The sequence below is a fragment of the uncultured Amaricoccus sp. genome (genome assembly GCF_937858865.1).
Lineage (GTDB): Bacteria > Pseudomonadota > Alphaproteobacteria > Rhodobacterales > Rhodobacteraceae > Amaricoccus.
The window spans coordinates 1-16,269 of record NZ_CALLYO010000475.1; the positions used below are offsets into that span (position 1 = coordinate 1).

The 16,269-nt window shown below is 73.6% G+C and carries 12 protein-coding genes; 8 read left to right on the forward strand and 4 right to left on the reverse strand.

Translation table 11 applies throughout. From position 1 onward, the window contains the following. Nucleotides 1–551: DUF1285 domain-containing protein (locus Q0112_RS13910; RefSeq protein ID WP_297976257.1), on the reverse strand; the 551-nt coding region annotated here is incomplete at its 3' end. A gap of 218 nt (nucleotides 552–769) precedes the next feature. Between Q0112_RS13910 and Q0112_RS13915 the strand changes: the two genes are divergently transcribed. Genes Q0112_RS13915 through Q0112_RS13930 form a run of 4 tightly spaced genes read left to right on the forward strand, consistent with a single transcriptional unit; the run spans nucleotide 770 to nucleotide 7,534 of the window. Then, on the forward strand, nucleotides 770–1,753 hold the full coding sequence (locus Q0112_RS13915; protein ID WP_297976259.1) for a MoxR family ATPase: 984 nt from the start codon (nucleotides 770–772) through the stop codon (nucleotides 1,751–1,753). Further along, nucleotides 1,750–2,682, forward strand: coding sequence for a DUF58 domain-containing protein (locus Q0112_RS13920; protein WP_297976262.1), 933 nt, complete (start codon nucleotides 1,750–1,752; stop codon nucleotides 2,680–2,682). Before Q0112_RS13915 ends, Q0112_RS13920 begins: the two co-directional genes overlap by 4 nt. A 1-nt stretch (nucleotide 2,683) precedes the next feature. Continuing rightward, nucleotides 2,684–5,461, forward strand: a complete 2,778-nt coding sequence (locus tag Q0112_RS13925; RefSeq protein WP_297976264.1) for a DUF4159 domain-containing protein — start codon at nucleotides 2,684–2,686, stop codon at nucleotides 5,459–5,461. Further along, entirely contained in the window at nucleotides 5,462–7,534 is a 2,073-nt protein-coding gene (locus Q0112_RS13930; RefSeq protein WP_297976266.1) for a hypothetical protein, read from the forward strand. A gap of 69 nt (nucleotides 7,535–7,603) precedes the next feature. On the opposite strand, the gene Q0112_RS13935 is transcribed toward Q0112_RS13930, so the two are convergent. From Q0112_RS13935 to denD, 3 genes are all read right to left on the reverse strand, one after another. Beyond that, on the reverse strand, nucleotides 7,604–8,545 hold the full coding sequence (locus Q0112_RS13935; RefSeq protein ID WP_297976268.1) for a DUF2950 domain-containing protein: 942 nt from the start codon (nucleotides 8,543–8,545) through the stop codon (nucleotides 7,604–7,606). Nucleotides 8,546–8,560: 15 nt separating this feature from the next. After that, the gene (locus Q0112_RS13940) at nucleotides 8,561–9,928 is read right to left on the reverse strand and encodes a DUF3300 domain-containing protein (RefSeq protein ID WP_297976270.1); all 1,368 of its coding nucleotides are present in this window, start codon (nucleotides 9,926–9,928) and stop codon (nucleotides 8,561–8,563) included. Nucleotides 9,929–10,013: 85 nt separating this feature from the next. Then, entirely contained in the window at nucleotides 10,014–10,982 is a 969-nt protein-coding gene (gene denD, locus Q0112_RS13945; RefSeq protein ID WP_297976272.1) for a D-erythronate dehydrogenase, read from the reverse strand. A gap of 382 nt (nucleotides 10,983–11,364) precedes the next feature. Here denD and Q0112_RS13950 point away from each other — a divergent pair, with 382 nt between their 5' ends. From Q0112_RS13950 to Q0112_RS13965, 4 genes are all read left to right on the forward strand, one after another. Beyond that, on the forward strand, nucleotides 11,365–13,146 hold the full coding sequence (locus Q0112_RS13950; protein WP_297976274.1) for an ABC transporter transmembrane domain-containing protein: 1,782 nt from the start codon (nucleotides 11,365–11,367) through the stop codon (nucleotides 13,144–13,146). Between the two features lie 49 nt (nucleotides 13,147–13,195). Continuing rightward, complete coding sequence (lysM, locus tag Q0112_RS13955) at nucleotides 13,196–13,639, forward strand: peptidoglycan-binding protein LysM (RefSeq protein ID WP_297976276.1); 444 nt, start codon at nucleotides 13,196–13,198, stop codon at nucleotides 13,637–13,639. 98 nt (nucleotides 13,640–13,737) lie between these two features. Further along, the gene (locus tag Q0112_RS13960; RefSeq protein ID WP_297976279.1) at nucleotides 13,738–15,651 is read left to right on the forward strand and encodes an acyl-CoA synthetase; all 1,914 of its coding nucleotides are present in this window, start codon (nucleotides 13,738–13,740) and stop codon (nucleotides 15,649–15,651) included. Beyond that, on the forward strand, nucleotides 15,648–16,269 hold a 622-nt coding region (locus Q0112_RS13965; RefSeq protein ID WP_297976281.1), incomplete at its 3' end, for a CorA family divalent cation transporter. The genes Q0112_RS13960 and Q0112_RS13965, both read left to right, overlap by 4 nt.

The window sequence follows — 16,269 nt, forward strand, 5'->3', positions numbered from 1 at the left end:
GACCAGAGGCCGAACTGGGCGACGCCGTCGACGGTTTCCTCGGTGCCGAGCTCGGCCAGGCGGTAGAAGCTCTTGCGGTCGATCAGCGCCTCGAGGCCGCGGCGGACCATGACGTAGGGGGAGGGCTCGCCGGTCGCCGGGTCGCGCTCGACGCGGATGGGGTGGTCGGGGCCGGCGGTCACGCTGTCCTCGACCTGGGTGAGGAAGGTGAGGAGCTGCGCCCGGCCCTCGCCCTCGGCGGTGAAGTCGACGGCGACGAAGGGGGCGTCGTCGACGGTGATGCCGACCTTCTCGACCGGGGTGACGAGGTAGAAGCGGCCCTCCTCGCGCTTCAGGATCGAGGAGAAGAGCCGCACCAGCGCGGGCCGGCCGATCGGGGTGCCGAGGTAGAACCAGGTGCCGTCCCGCGCGATCCGCATGTCGAGGTCGCCGCAGAAGGGCGGGTTCCAGAGGTGGACCGGCGGCGGCCCCTTGCGGCTCGCGGCGCGCGCGGCAGAGGCGAGGGTGTCGGCGGCGGGCGCGGGAGCGGACTCGGGAGCGGACTCGGGCATGGGCTGTCCTCCGGGGCTTCGCTCGAAGGTAGCGGCGGGCAGGCGGGGCGGCAACTCGCCGCCATGGGAGGGGTCTCGCTGCCCGCGGCCGGGGCGGCCCGCCGGGACTGTCGGGATTGTGACGAGGAATGCCCATTGTCGCGCGGGCGGGGCGGGTTATGCTCGTCTGCGATTGCAGGCGCGGCGGGTGGCGCTGCGGGATCTCCAAGGGGCATGCGATGATCGACACCGAGGACCTGATGCCCGAGATCGAGGCCACGGGCGAGCGGCTGGTGGCGGCGCGGCAGATGATCGCGCGGCGGATCATCGGGCAGGAGGCGGCGGTCGAGCAGACGCTGATCGCCATCCTCTGCGGCGGGCACGGGCTGCTGGTCGGCGCGCCGGGGCTGGCGAAGACGCGGCTGGTCGAGACGCTCGGCACGGTGCTCGGGCTGGTGGCGCACCGGGTGCAGTTCACCCCGGACCTGATGCCGGCCGACATCCTGGGCGCCGAGGTGCTGGAGACGGGCGCCGACGGGAGCCGGGCCTTCCGCTTCATCGACGGGCCGATCTTCTGCCAGCTGCTGATGGCCGACGAGATCAACCGGGCGAGCCCGCGGACGCAGTCGGCGCTGCTGCAGGCGATGCAGGAGAAGGAGGTGTCGGTGGCCGGGCAGCGGCGCATCCTGCCGAAGCCCTTCCATGTGCTTGCGACGCAGAACCCGATCGAGCAGGAGGGGACCTATCCCCTGCCCGAGGCGCAGCTCGACCGGTTCCTGCTGCAGATCGACGTCGACTATCCCGACCGGGCCTCGGAGCGGGAGATCATCCTGGCGACGACCGGCGTCGAGGAGGCGGTCGCCGAGCCCGTCTTCGACGCGGCGAGCCTGATGGCGGCGCAGGTGCTGATCCGGCGGCTGCCGGTGGGCGAGCAGGTGGTGGAGCGCATCCTCGACCTGGTGCGGGCGGCGCGGCCGGGGACGGCGGAGGCGCATCCGGCGGTGCGCGAGGCGGTGAGCTGGGGGCCGGGGCCGCGGGCGGGGCAGGCCCTGATGCTGGCGATCCGGGCGCGGGCGGGGCTGGACGACGTGGCGGCGCTGGCGCATCCGGTGCTCGTCCACCGCATGGCGCTCGGCTTCGCGGCGCGCGCCGAGGGGCAGACGCTCGGCGGGCTGATCGAGCGGCTGGTCGGCGACGTGACCGGCCTGGAGGCTGCCGCGTGATCGAGCCCCGGCCTCCGCGCGGCAGGGACAAGCCGCAGGGGCCGGTCGGGCTGCGGCGGGATGCCGAGAAGGTCGCCGGCGCGCTGCCGCCGCTGCTGGCGCAGGCGGAGATGCTGGCGGCGACGGTGGCGATGGGCTTCCACGGGCGGCGGCGGGCCGGGCAGGGGGAGAATTTCTGGCAGTACCGGCAGGCGGTGCCGGGGGACCCGCGCTCGGCGGTGGACTGGCGGCGGTCGGGCAAGTCGGACCAGCAGTTCATCCGCGAGATGGAGTGGGAGGCGGCGCAGACCGTCTCGATCTGGGTCGACGACGCGCAGTCGATGGACTACCGCGGGGCGGAGCATTCGCGCGCCCGCTCGAAGAACGAGCGGGCGGCGCTGCTGGCGCTGGCGCTGGCGGTGCTGCTGGTGAAGGCGGGGGAGCGGGTGGCGCTGATGGGGACGGATGCGGGCCAGCCGCGGGCCGGGCGGACGCAGCTAAACCGGATGGCGCTGGCGCTCGGGACCGAGTGGGGCGACGGGGCGGCGCGGCCGGACTACGGGCTGCCGCCGGGGGACAGGATGGCGCGCGGCGGGCGGGCGGTCTTCTTCTCGGACTTTCTCGGCGACATCGACGCGATGACCCCGGTGCTGGCGCATGCGGCGGACCAGGGGGTCAGGGGCTGCTTCGTGCAGGTGCTCGACGAGAGCGAGGAGGAGTTCCCCTTCGACGGGCGGATGATCTTCGAGAGCATGGGGCGCTCGACCGAGTTCGAGACGCAGCGGGCGCGGGCGCTGCGCGAGGCCTATCGCGGGCGGCTCGAGGAGCGGCGGGAGCGGATCAGGGCGCTGGCGCGGCACCTCGGCTGGCGGTGGTACTTCCATCATACCAGCGAGCCGCCGCGGCCGGCGCTGCTCTGGCTCTACATGGCGGTCGGCGAGCGGGCGTGAGATGATCGGCTCGGTCGCCTTCCTGTCGCCGTGGCTCCTGCTCGGGTTCGCCGCGCTGCCGGTGCTCTGGTGGCTCCTGCGCGCGGTGCCGCCGGCGCCGGGGCGGCGGGCCTTCCCGGGGGTGCGGCTGCTGCTCGGGCTGCGCGACCCGGAGAAGATGCCGGAGCGGACGCCCTGGTGGCTGCTGCTGCTGCGGATGCTGGCGCTGGCGGCGGCGATCCTCGCCTTCGCCGGGCCGGTGCTCAATCCGCGGCCGGCGGGGACGGGCGATCCGCTGCTGGTGCTGCTCGACGGCGGCTGGGGGGATGCGCCGGACTGGAATCGGCGGATGGACCGGGCGGCGGCGGCGCTCGACGAGGCGGCGCGGAACGGGCGGCAGGCGGCGGTGGTGACGATGGGAGCGGAGCCGATCGCCGGCGAGGCGGTGCCCTGGCGGACCGGGGCCGAGTGGCGCGAGCGGCTGGCCGGGCTCGCGCCGGCGGCCTGGGCGCCGCACCGGGCGGCCTGGGCCGGGTGGGTCGCGGCGCAGGAGGGGGCGTTCGAGACGCTGTGGCTCGGCGACGGGATCGGGCATGGCGGCGAGGCGGAGCTGGCGCGCGCGCTGCTCGGCCACGGGCCGGTGACGCTAGTCGGGCCGCCCCTGGCCGCGCTGGCGCTGACCCCGCCGCGGCTCGAGGGCGGGGAGTTCCGGGTCGAGGTGCTGCGGGCCGGGGGCGGCGCGGCGCGGCCGGTGGGCGTGATGGCGATGGGGCCGGATCCGAACGGGATCGAGCGGGTGCTTGGCGCGGCGACCGGCGAGATCGGCGCCGGGGAGGCGGTGCTCGATCTGGCGATGGATCTGCCGGTGGAGCTGCGGAACCGGGTGGCGCGGGTGCAGCTGGCCGAGGGGCGCTCGGCGGCGGGCGTGGTGCTGGCCGACGACTCGGTGCGCCGGCGCAAGGTGGGGCTGATGTCGGGCCGGGCGGGGGGCGAGGAGCAGGACCTGAACGATCCGCTGCACTATCTCAGGAAGGCACTCGAGCCCTTCGCCGAGGTGATCGAGGCGCCGCTCGGGGAGATGCTGAACGCGGGCCCGGACGTCCTCGTCCTCGCCGACGTGGGGACGCTCGGGGAGGCGGAGCGGGCGGCGCTCATCCCGTGGGTGGAGAAGGGAGGGCTTCTCGTCCGCTTCGCCGGGCCGCGGCTGGCGCAGTCCGGCGTCGGGCAGCTCGAGGAGGATCCGCTGTTGCCGGTGCGGCTGCGCGCCGGCGGGCGGTCGATCGGCGGGGCGATGTCCTGGGGGGCGCCGCGGCGGCTGCGGCCGTTCCCGGAGAGCGGGCCTTTCGCCGGGCTGGAGGTGCCGCGGGACGTCGATATCTCGAGCCAGGTGATGGCGCAGCCGGACCCGGACCTGCCGGAGCGGGTGCTGGCGAGCCTCGAGGACGGGACGCCGCTGGTCACCGGGCGGAGCCTCGGGGACGGGCGGGTGGTGCTCTTCCACGTTACGGCGAACGCGGACTGGTCGAGCCTGCCGCTCTCGGGGCTCTTCGTCGAGATGCTGGAGCGGCTGACGCAGAGCGCGGGCGGGCTGGCGGCGGCGCCGGAGACGCTGGCGGGCGCGGTCTGGACGCCGCTGCAGGTGCTCGACGGCTACGGCGGGCTGGCGCCGCCGAGTCTTGTCGCCGGCGTGCCGGGCGAGCGGCTCGCCGAGGCGCGGCCGTCGCCGGAGACGCCGCCGGGGATCTATGCCGCGGGCGAGCGGCGGGTGGCGCTGAACGTGATGCGGGCAGGCGACCGGCTGGCCGCGCGCGCCGCGCTGCCCGAGGGGCTGCGGGTCGAGGCGCGGGACCTGCCGCGGGAGGTCCGGCTCGGGCCGTGGCTGCTGGGGGTCGCGCTGGTGCTGCTGGCGGTCGACGTGCTGGCGACGCTTTTCGTCTCGGGGCGGCTCGGGCGCGGGCTGCGGCGGGCGGCGCGGGCCGCGGGGGTGGCGCTTGTCGTCGGCGGGACCGTGCTCGGCGCGGGGCGGGCGGAGGCGCAGCAATCGGATGCCGACGTGCTCTATGCCGCCAACCGGACGGTGCTCGCCTATGTCGAGACCGGTAATCCGCGGGTGGACGCGGTGAGCGCGGCGGGGCTGAGGGGGCTGAGCCAGGCGCTCTTCGAGCGCACGGCGATCGAGCCGGCCGATCCGGTGGCGGTCGACATCGAGATGGACGACATCTCGCTCTATCCCTTCCTCTACTGGCCGGTCACCGAGGGGCAGGCGGAGCCGTCCGACGCGGCGGTGGTCAGGATCAACGACTTCCTGCGCTTCGGCGGCATGATCCTCTTCGACACCAAGGACGCCGACCTCGCCGGCGCGGCGGGGGCCACGACGCCGAACGCCCGGGCGCTGCAGCGGATCGCGGCGCGGCTCGACGTGCCGCCGCTCGAACCGGTGCCGCACGACCATGTGCTGACGCGCTCCTTCTATCTCCTGCAGGACTTCCCCGGGCGCTGGAACGGCGCGCCGGTCTGGCTCGAGGCCTCGCCGGCCCCGGAGGAGGTCGAGGGGCTGCCGTTCCGCAACCTCAACGACGGGGTGACGCCGGTGGTGATCGGCGGCAACGACTGGGCTGCGGCCTGGGCGGTGCAGGAGAGCGGCCAGCCGATGTTCCCGGTCGGCCGCGGCATCGCCGGCGAGCGGCAGCGCGAGATGGCGCTGAGGTTCGGGATCAACCTCATCATGTATGTCATGACGGGAAACTACAAATCCGACCAGGTGCATGTGCCGGCGCTGCTCGATCGGCTGGGGCAGTAGATGCAGGCGGTGACCTTCTCGCCGGTGCTGCCGCTGCCGCTCATCGCGGTGCTCGCGGCGGTGGCGCTGGTCGGGGTGGGGCTGGCGCTCTGGCGCGGGCTGACCGGCTGGTGGCTGCGCGGGCTGGCGGCGCTGGTGCTGCTCGCGGCGCTGGCCGGACCGTCGCTCCGGCGCGAGGACCGGACGCCGGTCGCCAATATCGCCGTGGTGGTGGTGGACGACAGCGCGTCGAACCGCATCGACGGGCGGGACGCGCAGGTGGCCGAGGCGCTCGCGGAGCTGGAGGCGCGGCTCGACCGGCTGGGCGAGGGCGGCGGGCTCGAGGTGCATACCGTGCATGTCGCGGACCGGGGCGAGGACGGGACGCTGCTCCTGACCGCGCTGGCCGAGGCGACGGCCGAGCTGCCGGCCGACCGTATCGCCGGGGCGATCCTCGTCACCGACGGGCAGGTGCACGACCCGGACGCGGTGGCGGGCTTTCCGGCGCCGGTTCAGGTGCTGCTGACCGGGAGCGCGGCGGACTGGGACCGGCATGTGGTGGTCGAGACGGCGCCCGCCTTCGCGATCGTCGACGAGGCGGTGAGCCTGGTGCTGCGGGTCGAGGACCTCGGAGCGGCGCCGGGGGGCGGCGGCTTCGCGCCGATCGCGATCTCGCTCGACGGGACCGAGCCGGTGCGTTTCGACGTGCCGCTGAACCGGAGCGTGACGCTGCCCGTCACCCTGCGCCGGGGCGGCGTGAACGTGCTGCAGATCTCGACGCCGGCGGTGGCGGGGGAGCTGACCGACCGCAACAACCAGGCGATCGTCTCGATCAACGGGGTGCGCGACCGGCTGCGGGTGCTGCTGGTCTCGGGCGAGCCCTATCCGGGCGAGCGGACCTGGCGCAACCTGCTGAAGTCGGACTCGGGGGTCGACCTGGTGCATTTCACCATCCTCCGGCCGCCGGAGAAGCAGGACTTCGTGCCGGTCTTCGAGCTCTCGCTGATCGCCTTCCCGACGCAGGAGCTCTTCATGGAGAAGGTCGACGAGTTCGACCTGATCATCTTCGATCGCTACAAGCGGCGCGGCATCCTGCCCAACACCTACTTCGAGAACATCGCCCGCTACGTGCGCGACGGGGGGGCGCTGCTGGTGGCGTCGGGCGAGGATCTGGCCGGGGCGGAGAGCCTGTTCCGCTCGCCGCTCCGGGAGATCCTGCCGGTCGCGCCGACCGGGCGGGTGATCGAGGAGGGGTTCGTGCCGGGGATATCGCAGGTCGGCCATCGGCATCCGGTGACGGCGGGGCTCGAGGAGCATGCCCCCCGGCCGGTGGCGGCGGACGGGACGCCGGGCTGGGGGCGCTGGTTCCGCATGGTCGAGGTCGAGCCCGAGGGCGGCGAGGCGCTGATGACCGGGCCGGAGGGGCGGCCGCTCCTGGTGCTGGCGCGCGAGGGGGAGGGGCGGATCGCCGTGCTCGGGTCGGACCAGGCCTGGCTCTGGAGCCGCGGCTACGAGGGCGGCGGGCCGCAGCTCGAGCTGCTGCGGCGGCTCGCGCACTGGCTGATGCAGGAGCCCGAGCTGGAGGAGGAGGTGCTGCGCGGCACGAGCGACGCGGGCGGCGTGCTGATCGAGCGGCGGACGCTCGCGGACGGCGTGCCGCCGGTGACGGCAACGAGCCCGTCGGGCGCGGTCTCGGAGCTGGCGCTGACCGAGGTGTCGCCGGGCCGCTGGCAGGGGCGGATCGAGGCGGCGGAGAACGGGGTCTGGCGGCTGGCGAACGGCGACCGCAGCGCGGTGGCCGTGGTCGGCCCCTCGGCGCCGAAGGAGTTCGCCGACCCGGTCTCGACCGGCGACGTGCTCGGCCCGCTGGCCGCCGCGACGAGCGGGGGGGTGAAGCGGCTGGAGGAGGGGATGCCCGACCTGCGCCTGGTACGCGAGGGGCGCGTGGCGGCGGGGCGGGGGTGGATCGGGCTGGCCGACCGCGAGGCCTATCAGCTGCGCGACATCCGCCAGGTCGACCTGGCGCCGGGCTGGCTCAGCCTGCTGCTGGCGGCGGGGCTCGCCTTCGCGGCCTGGCGCGTCGAGGGGCGCTGACCGGCGGGCCGCCGGGGCGTCGCGCGGGGTCGTCGCGCGCGAGGCCGTGCCTGACGCGTTGGGAGATGGCTATTCCTCGACCGGCGACCAGCCGTCGCCGGGATCGAAGCTGTCGATGGCGGCGGCGACGGAGAGGGTGTCCTCGCCGAGGTCCGCCTCGTAGACGATGCCGGCCTCGCCGACCATGAAGCTCATCACGCCGGTCTGGCCGTAGTCGGCGGGGAAGGCGACGAGCGCGTGGCCGGCGACCATCTGGCCGTTGACCATATAGTCGAGCGCGCCGCCGGGGGCGTGCGGCCCCTGCTTCGTCAGTATGTGGAAATAGTAGCCGAGGTAGGGCTCGGGCTCGACGTCGGTGCCGTCGATGCTGTAGCCGTCGGCCGCGGCGCGGGCCATGAAGTCGCCGATCGGGCTCTCGGGCTGGCCGGGCTCGGAGGGCCAGTAGAGCCCGTCGTGGGTGCCGGCGGTGGAGAGGATCGCCGCGGCGAAGCTCGGCAGGCCGTTGCCGTCGGGGTCCGCGCTGCGGTAGGCGGCCTGGGCGCGCACGTAGCCGTGCAGGAGGTCGATGACGTCGAGCTCGTTCTGGCCGATGCGGCGGAGCAGCACCTCGTCGCGGGCGGCGGCGGCGTCGAACCGCCATGCGCCGTCCGCCTCGGCGATCTCGACCGGGAAGGGCCACTGGGCGCGGCCGATGTAGAGGGTGGCGCGCTCGCCCTCCTCGCCGGGGGCGACGGCGATGCGGTGCAGCTCCTCGTAGCTGGCGAGGAACTGCCGCCAGTCCTCGCGGTCGGCGGGGTCGTCGCCGGAGAAGATCACGTCCGCGTTCTCGGGGCCGAAGACGGCGAGGAGCGCGTCGGGGTCCTTGGCCCTGAGTGCCGCGATGACCGCCTCGGCCGCGGCGTCGGGGGTCGGGAAGGACTGCGGCTCGGCCTCGGCCGCCAGCGGAGCGGCGGAGACGAGCAGGACCGCGGCGAGCGCGGCCCGGCAGGAGTTCGGCAGGTCCAACGTCATCGCCACATCCTCTCTCTAGCGCCTGCGGTGCCCGCCGTCGCGGCTGTGGGCGCCGCGGGCCTTGGCGGCCTTGGCATGGCCGCCGCCGCCGTGCTGCTTGAACGCCGAGGCCTTGGCCGGCGCCTTCTTCGGCGGCTTGTGGGCGGCCTTCGCCCGGCTGACCGCCTGCGGGTGCTTCTTGGCCGCCTTGGCGGCCTTGGCCTTGTTCTTGCTGAGGTCGCCCCGATCGAGCGCGGCCTTGGTCTTCTTGGCGTCGATCTTCTTCGGGGTGAGCGCGCTGTCCCTGGGCTTCGCCGGCAGGTCCTTGCGCTCGCCGAGCTTGGCGCCGATCTCCTGGCGCGAGGCGCCCTTGCCGTCGCCGCGGGCCGCGGCCTTGTCCCTGACCTTCGCCGCGTCGACCCCGCCGCCCTTGGCCTTGCGCTCGGCGAGCCGCTCGCGCGCCTGCGCCTGCTGCTCGGGCGAGGGCTTCCAGGTGCCGGGGCGGTCGCCGGTGCGCTCGGCGACGCGGTTGCGGACCTCGTCGCGATTGCTGCCGGCGATCACGTTGGTGCGGTCGCGGTCGATGGTGACGTCGCCGTTGATGTCGATGTCGCGGTTGGGGCGGAGGTCGCCCTCGTCCCAGTCGATATGCGCCGGCCCGTGCCAGTAGTCGTCCCAGTCGTCATCGTCGTCGAAGATCTCGTCCACGAGGAGGGCGCTGCCGAAGGCGATGGCGCCGGTGGCGAGGAGGTTGGGGCCGCCGGAGTCGATGACCGCCGGCTGGGTGTAGGGCGTGGTGTAGGCGGTGGTGGCGTCGTACTGCGGGACGTAGACGACGTCGGGCTCGGCCGGGACGATCGAGATGCTGTCGCCGGTCTCCTCGACCACCTGGGCGTCGTTGGTGGCGAGGTTGCCGACCGCGGCGGCGCGCGCCCGCTGGCGCTGGACCGCGTCGAGCACGTCGTCGGGCTGCGCCAGGATGGCGTCGCCGAGCTGCTCGGTCCAGTCGATGTCGGTCGCCATCGTCGTGACCACGCTCGGGAAGCCGCCGGCGAGGACCTGCACGCTCGGGTCCCAGTCCTCCGTCTCGGCCCTGGCGGCGCGGTCCTTGGGGGAGAGATCCGGCTCGGCGGCGAGGAAGCGGTCGGCCTTGATGATGTCGAGGGGGTAGGTCGAGGCGACGAGCACCTGGGTCAGGAGCGAATCGGGGTAGAGCGCGACCGGCGCGACGAGCGTGTCGAGCTCGTCGTCGCCGAGGAGTCCCTCGTCCTCGGCCGCCGCGGCGGCCGTCTCCGCGGTGACGACGGCGTCGGGGGCATCGGCGGCGGCGTCCTGCGCCCTGAGGGTGGCAGGGGCGGCGGCGATGGCGAGCGCGAGCGCGCCGACCAGAGCCCTGTTTCGCATGGCCTCCTCCCCCGAGCCCCGACGGGGGCCCTTTCCGCTTTCCGCCCGATCATAGACCGGCGCCGGGCCGGCGCCAGAAGCTGGCTCAACGGGGGCCGATGGTGCCGCCGAGCTCGTCGGCGATGTGCTGCTCGATGATCGCCTCGAACGAGGGGTCGGCCTCGAAGCCGAGGGCGAGGGCGCGGGCGGGGTCGAAGTTCTCCGGCCAGCCGGCGACGATGCGGGCGATCGTCTCGTCGGGCTCGCGGCGAATCAGCGCCGCCGCCGCGTCGCCGGCGACGCGGCGGAGCGCCTCGATCTGCTCGCCGACCGTGGCGGAGAGGCCGGGCATGGTGAGGCAGCGGCGGGCGCCGAGCGGGCCCGTGTCCATGGTCATGGCGTGGCGGAGGAAGCCCACGGCCGCGCGCGGGCTGGCGTGCCAGTGGCGGACGTCCTCGCTGACCGGGAGGACGGCTTCGCGGCCGGCGAGGGGCTCGCGCAGGATGTTGGAGAAGAAGCCGGAGGCGGCCTTGTTGGGAGCGCCGGGGCGGATGCAGATGGTGGGCAGGCGGATGCCGACGCCGTCGAGGAAGCCGCGGCGGGAATAGTCGTTGAGCAGGAGCTCGCCCATCGCCTTCTGGGTGCCGTAGCTGGTCAGCGGCTGGGAGAAGAAGGTGTCGCCGATCGCATCGGGGAAGGGGGCGCCGAAGACGGCGATCGACGAGGTGAAGACGACGCGCGGGCGGTAGTCGGGCTGGGCGCGGATCGCCTCGAAGAGGTTGCGGGTGCCGTCGAAGTTGACCCGGTAGCCCTTCTCGAAGTTCGCCTCGGCCTCGCCGGAGACGATGGCGGCGAGGTGGAAGATGACGTCGGGGCGGGTGGCGACCTCGGCCGCGACCGCCGCGGCGTCGGCGAGGTCGAGCGTGCCGCTGGTGGCGGGGATGCCGCCGGCCGGCGGCTCGGGCGCCACGACGTCGACGAGGGCGAGGCCGGTGATCCCGGCCGGGTCGGCCGCGAGCGAGGCGGCGAGCTTCGCGCCGACCATGCCGGCCGCGCCGATGATGAGTGCCTGCATGACAGACTCCCTCCCTTGCTGTCGGGATTGGCTAGCACGGACGGGCGAGGGGAGCCAGAAGCGGCCGATGGGTCGCGGCGGGGGCAGGTGGGCGGGGCGGAGCCGGCTTGCCGGCGTCCCGTGGTCCGAGGCGGGGCTTGCGACGAGATGAACCGTCGGCCGCGCCCCGTGACGCATTAACGCACCTTGCCATGCGGTTAACGGCAAGAGGAATGTCTTTTCATTACAGCAGGTTGGTAGAAGCCCGCACTGTGCGGGCCGCTTGCGCCGCGCGCCTCGGCGCGGGCACTGGGGCTCGTTCGGAGGCGCGGGGCGGCCCGCGGGACTTGTCTCGTCGGGGTGTGCTTGCTAGTCGGGGAGCGACGGATCGGGGAAGGGCGCGATGGCGCGGCAGACGATCGCGGCGGAGCGCGCCAAGGCGCGGACGGTTGGCCCCCTGCGCGGCCTGTGGCCGTTCGTGCGGCCTTATCGCCGGCTGCTCTGGGGGGCGCTCGCGGCGCTGACCGCGACGGCCGGGCTCTCGCTCAGCCTGCCGCTGGCGGTGCGGCGGGTCATCGACAACTTCTTCGCTGAGTCGCTTCGCCTCGTCGACGCCTACTTCCTCGCCGCGCTCGGGATCGCGGCGCTGCTCGCCGTTGGAACGGCGCTGCGCTACTATCTCGTCACCCGGCTCGGCGAGCGGGTGATCGCCGACATCCGCCGGGCGATCTACGACCGGGTGATCGGCATGAGCCCGGGCTTCTACGAACGGATCATGACCGGCGAGGTGCTCTCGCGGCTGACCACCGACACGACGCTCGTCCTCTCGGTGATCGGCTCCTCGGTTTCGGTGGCGCTGCGCAACTTCCTCACGCTGGTCGGGGGGCTGGCGCTCCTCCTCTGGACCAGCCCCAAGCTCTCCGCCCTCGTCCTCGTCGGCGTGCCGCTCGTCGTCGTCCCGATCCTCACCCTCGGCCGGCGGCTGCGCCGCCTCTCGCGCGAGAACCAGGACCGGATCGCCGCCTCGAGCGCGGAAGCCTCGGAGAGCCTGCTCGCCGCGCAGACGGTGCAGGCCTATACCCACGAGGCGGCGAGCCGGGCGAGCTTCGGCGCGCTGACCGAGGGTGCCTACGATTCCGCGCTCGCCCGCATTCGGACGCGGGCGTTCCTCACCGCGATCGTCATCTTCCTCGTCTTCGCCGCCATCGTCGCCGTGCTCTGGATCGGCGCCCGCGACGTCCGCGCCGGGGCGATGAGCCCGGGCGAGCTGGTCCAGTTCGTCATCTACGCCGTCCTCGTCGCCGGCTCGGTCGCCGCCCTCTCCGAGATCTGGGGCGAGCTGCAGCGCGCCGCCGGCGCGACCGAGCGGATGATCGAGCTCATCAACGCCGTCGATCCGATCGCCGATCCGGTGCATCCGGTGCCGCTGCCGGGGCGGGTGAAGGGGGCGATCGACTTCGAGGAGGTCACCTTCCACTATCCGGCCCGGCCCGACGCCCCGGCGCTGCACGATCTCACCCTGCGCATCCGGCCGGGCGAGACGGTGGCGCTGGTCGGACCCTCGGGCGCGGGAAAGACCACACTCTTCCAGCTCCTGCTGCGGTTCTTCGATCCGGACGCGGGGCGGGTCATGCTCGACGGCGTGGACATCCGCACCCTCGCGCGCGGCGATCTGCGGCGGCAGTTCGCGCTCGTGCCGCAGGAGCCGGTGATCTTCGCCACCTCGGCGCGCGAGAACATCCGCTTCGGCCGGCCGGAGGCCACGGACGCCGAGGTGGAGGCCGCCGCCCGGGCCGCCGCGGCGCACGAGTTCATCGACCGCTTTCCGCAGGGCTACGACACCTGGGTGGGCGAGCGCGGCGTCATGCTGTCGGGCGGCCAGCGCCAGCGGCTCGCGATCGCCCGCGCCATCCTGCGCGACGCGCCGGTCCTGCTCCTCGACGAGGCGACGAGCGCGCTCGACGCCGAGAGCGAGCGGGCGGTGCAGCAGGCGGTCGAGCGGCTGGCCGAGGAGCGCACGACCCTCGTCATCGCCCACCGCCTCGCCACCGTGAAGCGGGCGGACCGCATCATCGTCCTGCAGGACGGCCGGATCGTCGCCGAGGGCAGCCACGGCGCGCTGGTCGCCGAGGGCGGCCTCTACGCCCGCCTGGCGCGCCTTCAGTTCACCGACGGCGTGGCGTGAACCTCTCGCCACCTCGGGCGTTTGCCGGGATCAACGAAGGGAGACGACAATGGGACTCTGGGACTTCGTGAAGAACGCCGGCAAGGCGCTCGGCATCGGCGATGCCGAGGCGGCCGAGGCGCCGGCGCCCGACGCGCTGAAGAAGGAGGTCGAGGATCTCGGCCTCAAGGCGGAGGGGCTGAAGGTCACCGTCGACGGCGACACGGTCAGGGTGAGCGGCAAGGCGGCGAGCCAGGCGGAGAAGGAGAAGGTGATCCTCGCGGTCGGCAACGTCGCGGGCGTCGCCAAGGTCGAGGAGGAGATCGAGACGCCGGAGCCGGCGGCGCAGCCGGTCTTCCACACCGTGGTCAAGGGCGACACGCTCTGGAAGATCTCCGAGAAGACGCTGGGCAGCGGCGCGCGCTACAAGGAGATCTTCGAGGCAAACCGCCCGATGCTGAGCGATCCCGACAAGATCTATCCCGGGCAGGTGCTTCGCATTCCGCCGAAGTAGGCCGCCCGCGGTCCTCTCGTGTGCCTTGTGCGGCGCGGCGCGGCCCACCATTATCCTCGGGGTGGGCCTTGCATGCCCGTCGGCGCGGGGAGAGGCGGATGGTCAGGATCGCGACGCTCGCCGACAAGCTTGCGGCCGAAGCCGAGATGCCGGTCGGGAGCCGCTGGGCAGCGCGCACGCTCTACGAGCAGCTGGCGGAGACGGCCGGGCGGTTTCCGCATCGGCCGGCCATCACCTTCCAGTTGAAGTCGGGCCCCAGGGACAAGGCGGTCACGCTGGACTGGGCGGCCTTCCGCGCCGAGGTGGTGCGGGCGGCCAACCTGTTCCGGCGCCTCGGCATCGGGCCGGACGATACCGTCGCCTATCTGCTGCCGAACTGCATCGAGGCGGCGGTGTCGCTCCTCGCCGGCGCGACCGCCGGCAGGGTGCTGCCGGTCAATCCGCTGCTCGCGCCGGAGCATGTCGCCGGCATCCTGCGGGAGACCGGCGCCAAGGTGGTCGTGACCCTCGCGCCCTTCCCGCGCACCGACCTGGCGCAGAAGGTGGCCGAGGCGGTGGCGCTCGCCCCCTCGGTCGAGACGGTGCTCGAGGTGGACCTCGCCCACTATCTCGCGCCGCCGCTGCGCTGGATCGTGCCGTTCATCCGGCCGAAGCAGACGGTCACCCACCGGGCGCGCGTGCTCGGGTTCGCCGGCGCCGCGGCGGCGGAAAAGGGCGATGCGCTCGATTTCGCCGAGGCGGGCGGGGACAGGATCTGCGCCTGCTTCCACACCGGGGGCACCACCGGCCTGCCGAAGGTGGCACAGCACCGGGCGAGCGGCATCCTCTACAACGGCTGGTGCGGGAAGTACTACATCTTCACCGAGGCGGACGTGCTGCTCTGCCCGCTGCCGCTCTTCCACGTCTTCGCTGCCTATCCGATCCTCATGTCCTGCCTGATGACGGGCGCGCATCTCGTCCTGCCGACGCCGCAGGGATACCGCGGCGAAGGGGTCATGGACAATTTCTGGAAGCTGATCGCGCGCCACCGGGTCACCTTCCTCATCACCGTGCCGACTGCCGTCGCGGCGCTGATGCAGCGCAAGGTCGATGCCGACGTCTCGACGCTGCGCCTCGCCATCAGCGGCTCGGCGGCGATGCCGGTCGAGCTCTTCCACCGCTTCGAGGAGGCCACAGGCGTCCGGATCATGGAAGGCTACGGCATGACCGAGGCGACCTGCCTCGTCTCGATCAATCCTCCGGACGGCGAGCGGCGGATCGGCAGCGTCGGCTTTCCCTTTCCCTATACCGAGGTGCGCATCCTGCACTGCGCCGCCGACGGCGGCATCCTGCGGGAATGCGCAATCGACGAGGTGGGCGAGATCTGCGTGAAGAACCCGGGCGTGCGCGCCGACGTCTACACCGACCCCGCTCGCAACCAGGGCATCGTCACGCCCGACGGCTACCTGCGCACCGGCGATCTCGGCCGGGTCGACGCCGACGGCTACATCTGGATCACCGGCCGCGCCAAGGACCTGATCATCCGCGGCGGGCACAATATCGACCCGGCGCTGATCGAGGACGCCATGCTGCACCATCCGCAGGTCGCCGTCGCCGGCGCCATCGGCCAGCCGGACGCGCGCTCGGGCGAGCTGCCCGCCGTCTATGTCGAGCTGGTCGCCGGGGGCGCCGCCTCGGTCGACGAGTTGATGGCGCATGCGCTGGCGCGCATCCCCGAGCCGGCGGCGGTGCCGAAGCACCTCGAGGTCCTGCCGGAGCTGCCGAAGACGGCGGTGGGCAAGGTCTTCAAGCCCGACCTCCGGCGTCGCGCCATCGCCCGCGTCCTCGATGCCGCGCTGGCCGAGGCGGGGAGCCGCGCGCGGGTGGCGGCGGTCGTCGAGGATCGCCGCCTCGGGCTCGTCGCCGAGCTGACCGGCGGGCCCGAGGAGGAGGCGGAGGTGTCCGCGGTGCTCGGGCACTTCACGGTGCCCTGGCGGTGGAAGCGGGACGGATCGGGGGCGGTGCGGCCGTGATCCGCGGCTTCGGCATCGACGAGGGCCGGCTCCGCCCGGTGCCGGAGCCGCTTGCCGCGCCGGCGGAGGTCGTCTGGTTCGACCTCTTCGCGCCGTCCGAGGCGGAGGAGAAGGCGCTCGAGACGGCGATCGGCTTCGACGTGCCGACCCGCGACGAGATGATCGAGATCGAGGATTCCGCGCGGCTCTACGGCGACGGCGGCGTGCTCTACATGACCGCCACCATCCCGACCAAGGCCGACACCGGCCATCCGGTGCCGGTGCCGGTCACCTTCATCCTCGTGGGCGGGCGGCTCGTCACCGTGCGCTACGACGAAACGCGCGCCTTCCAGTCGTTCCCCGAGCGGGCCGAGCGGCTCGACCTCGGCTGCTCCGACGGCCGGACCGTGCTCCTCGCGCTTCTCGAGGCCATCGTCGAGCGGCTGGCCGACATCCTCGAGGCGGTCACCCGCGACGTGGAGGCGCTCTCGCGCGAGATCTTCCGCCGCGGGACCGGGCCGGAGGATCGGGCGCAGGACTATCGCGGCGTGCTGCAGGGCGTGGGGCGGCAGGGCGACGTCGTATCCCACGTCCTCGCCAGCCTCGTCACGCTCGAGCGTCTGGTGGCCTTCTTCACCG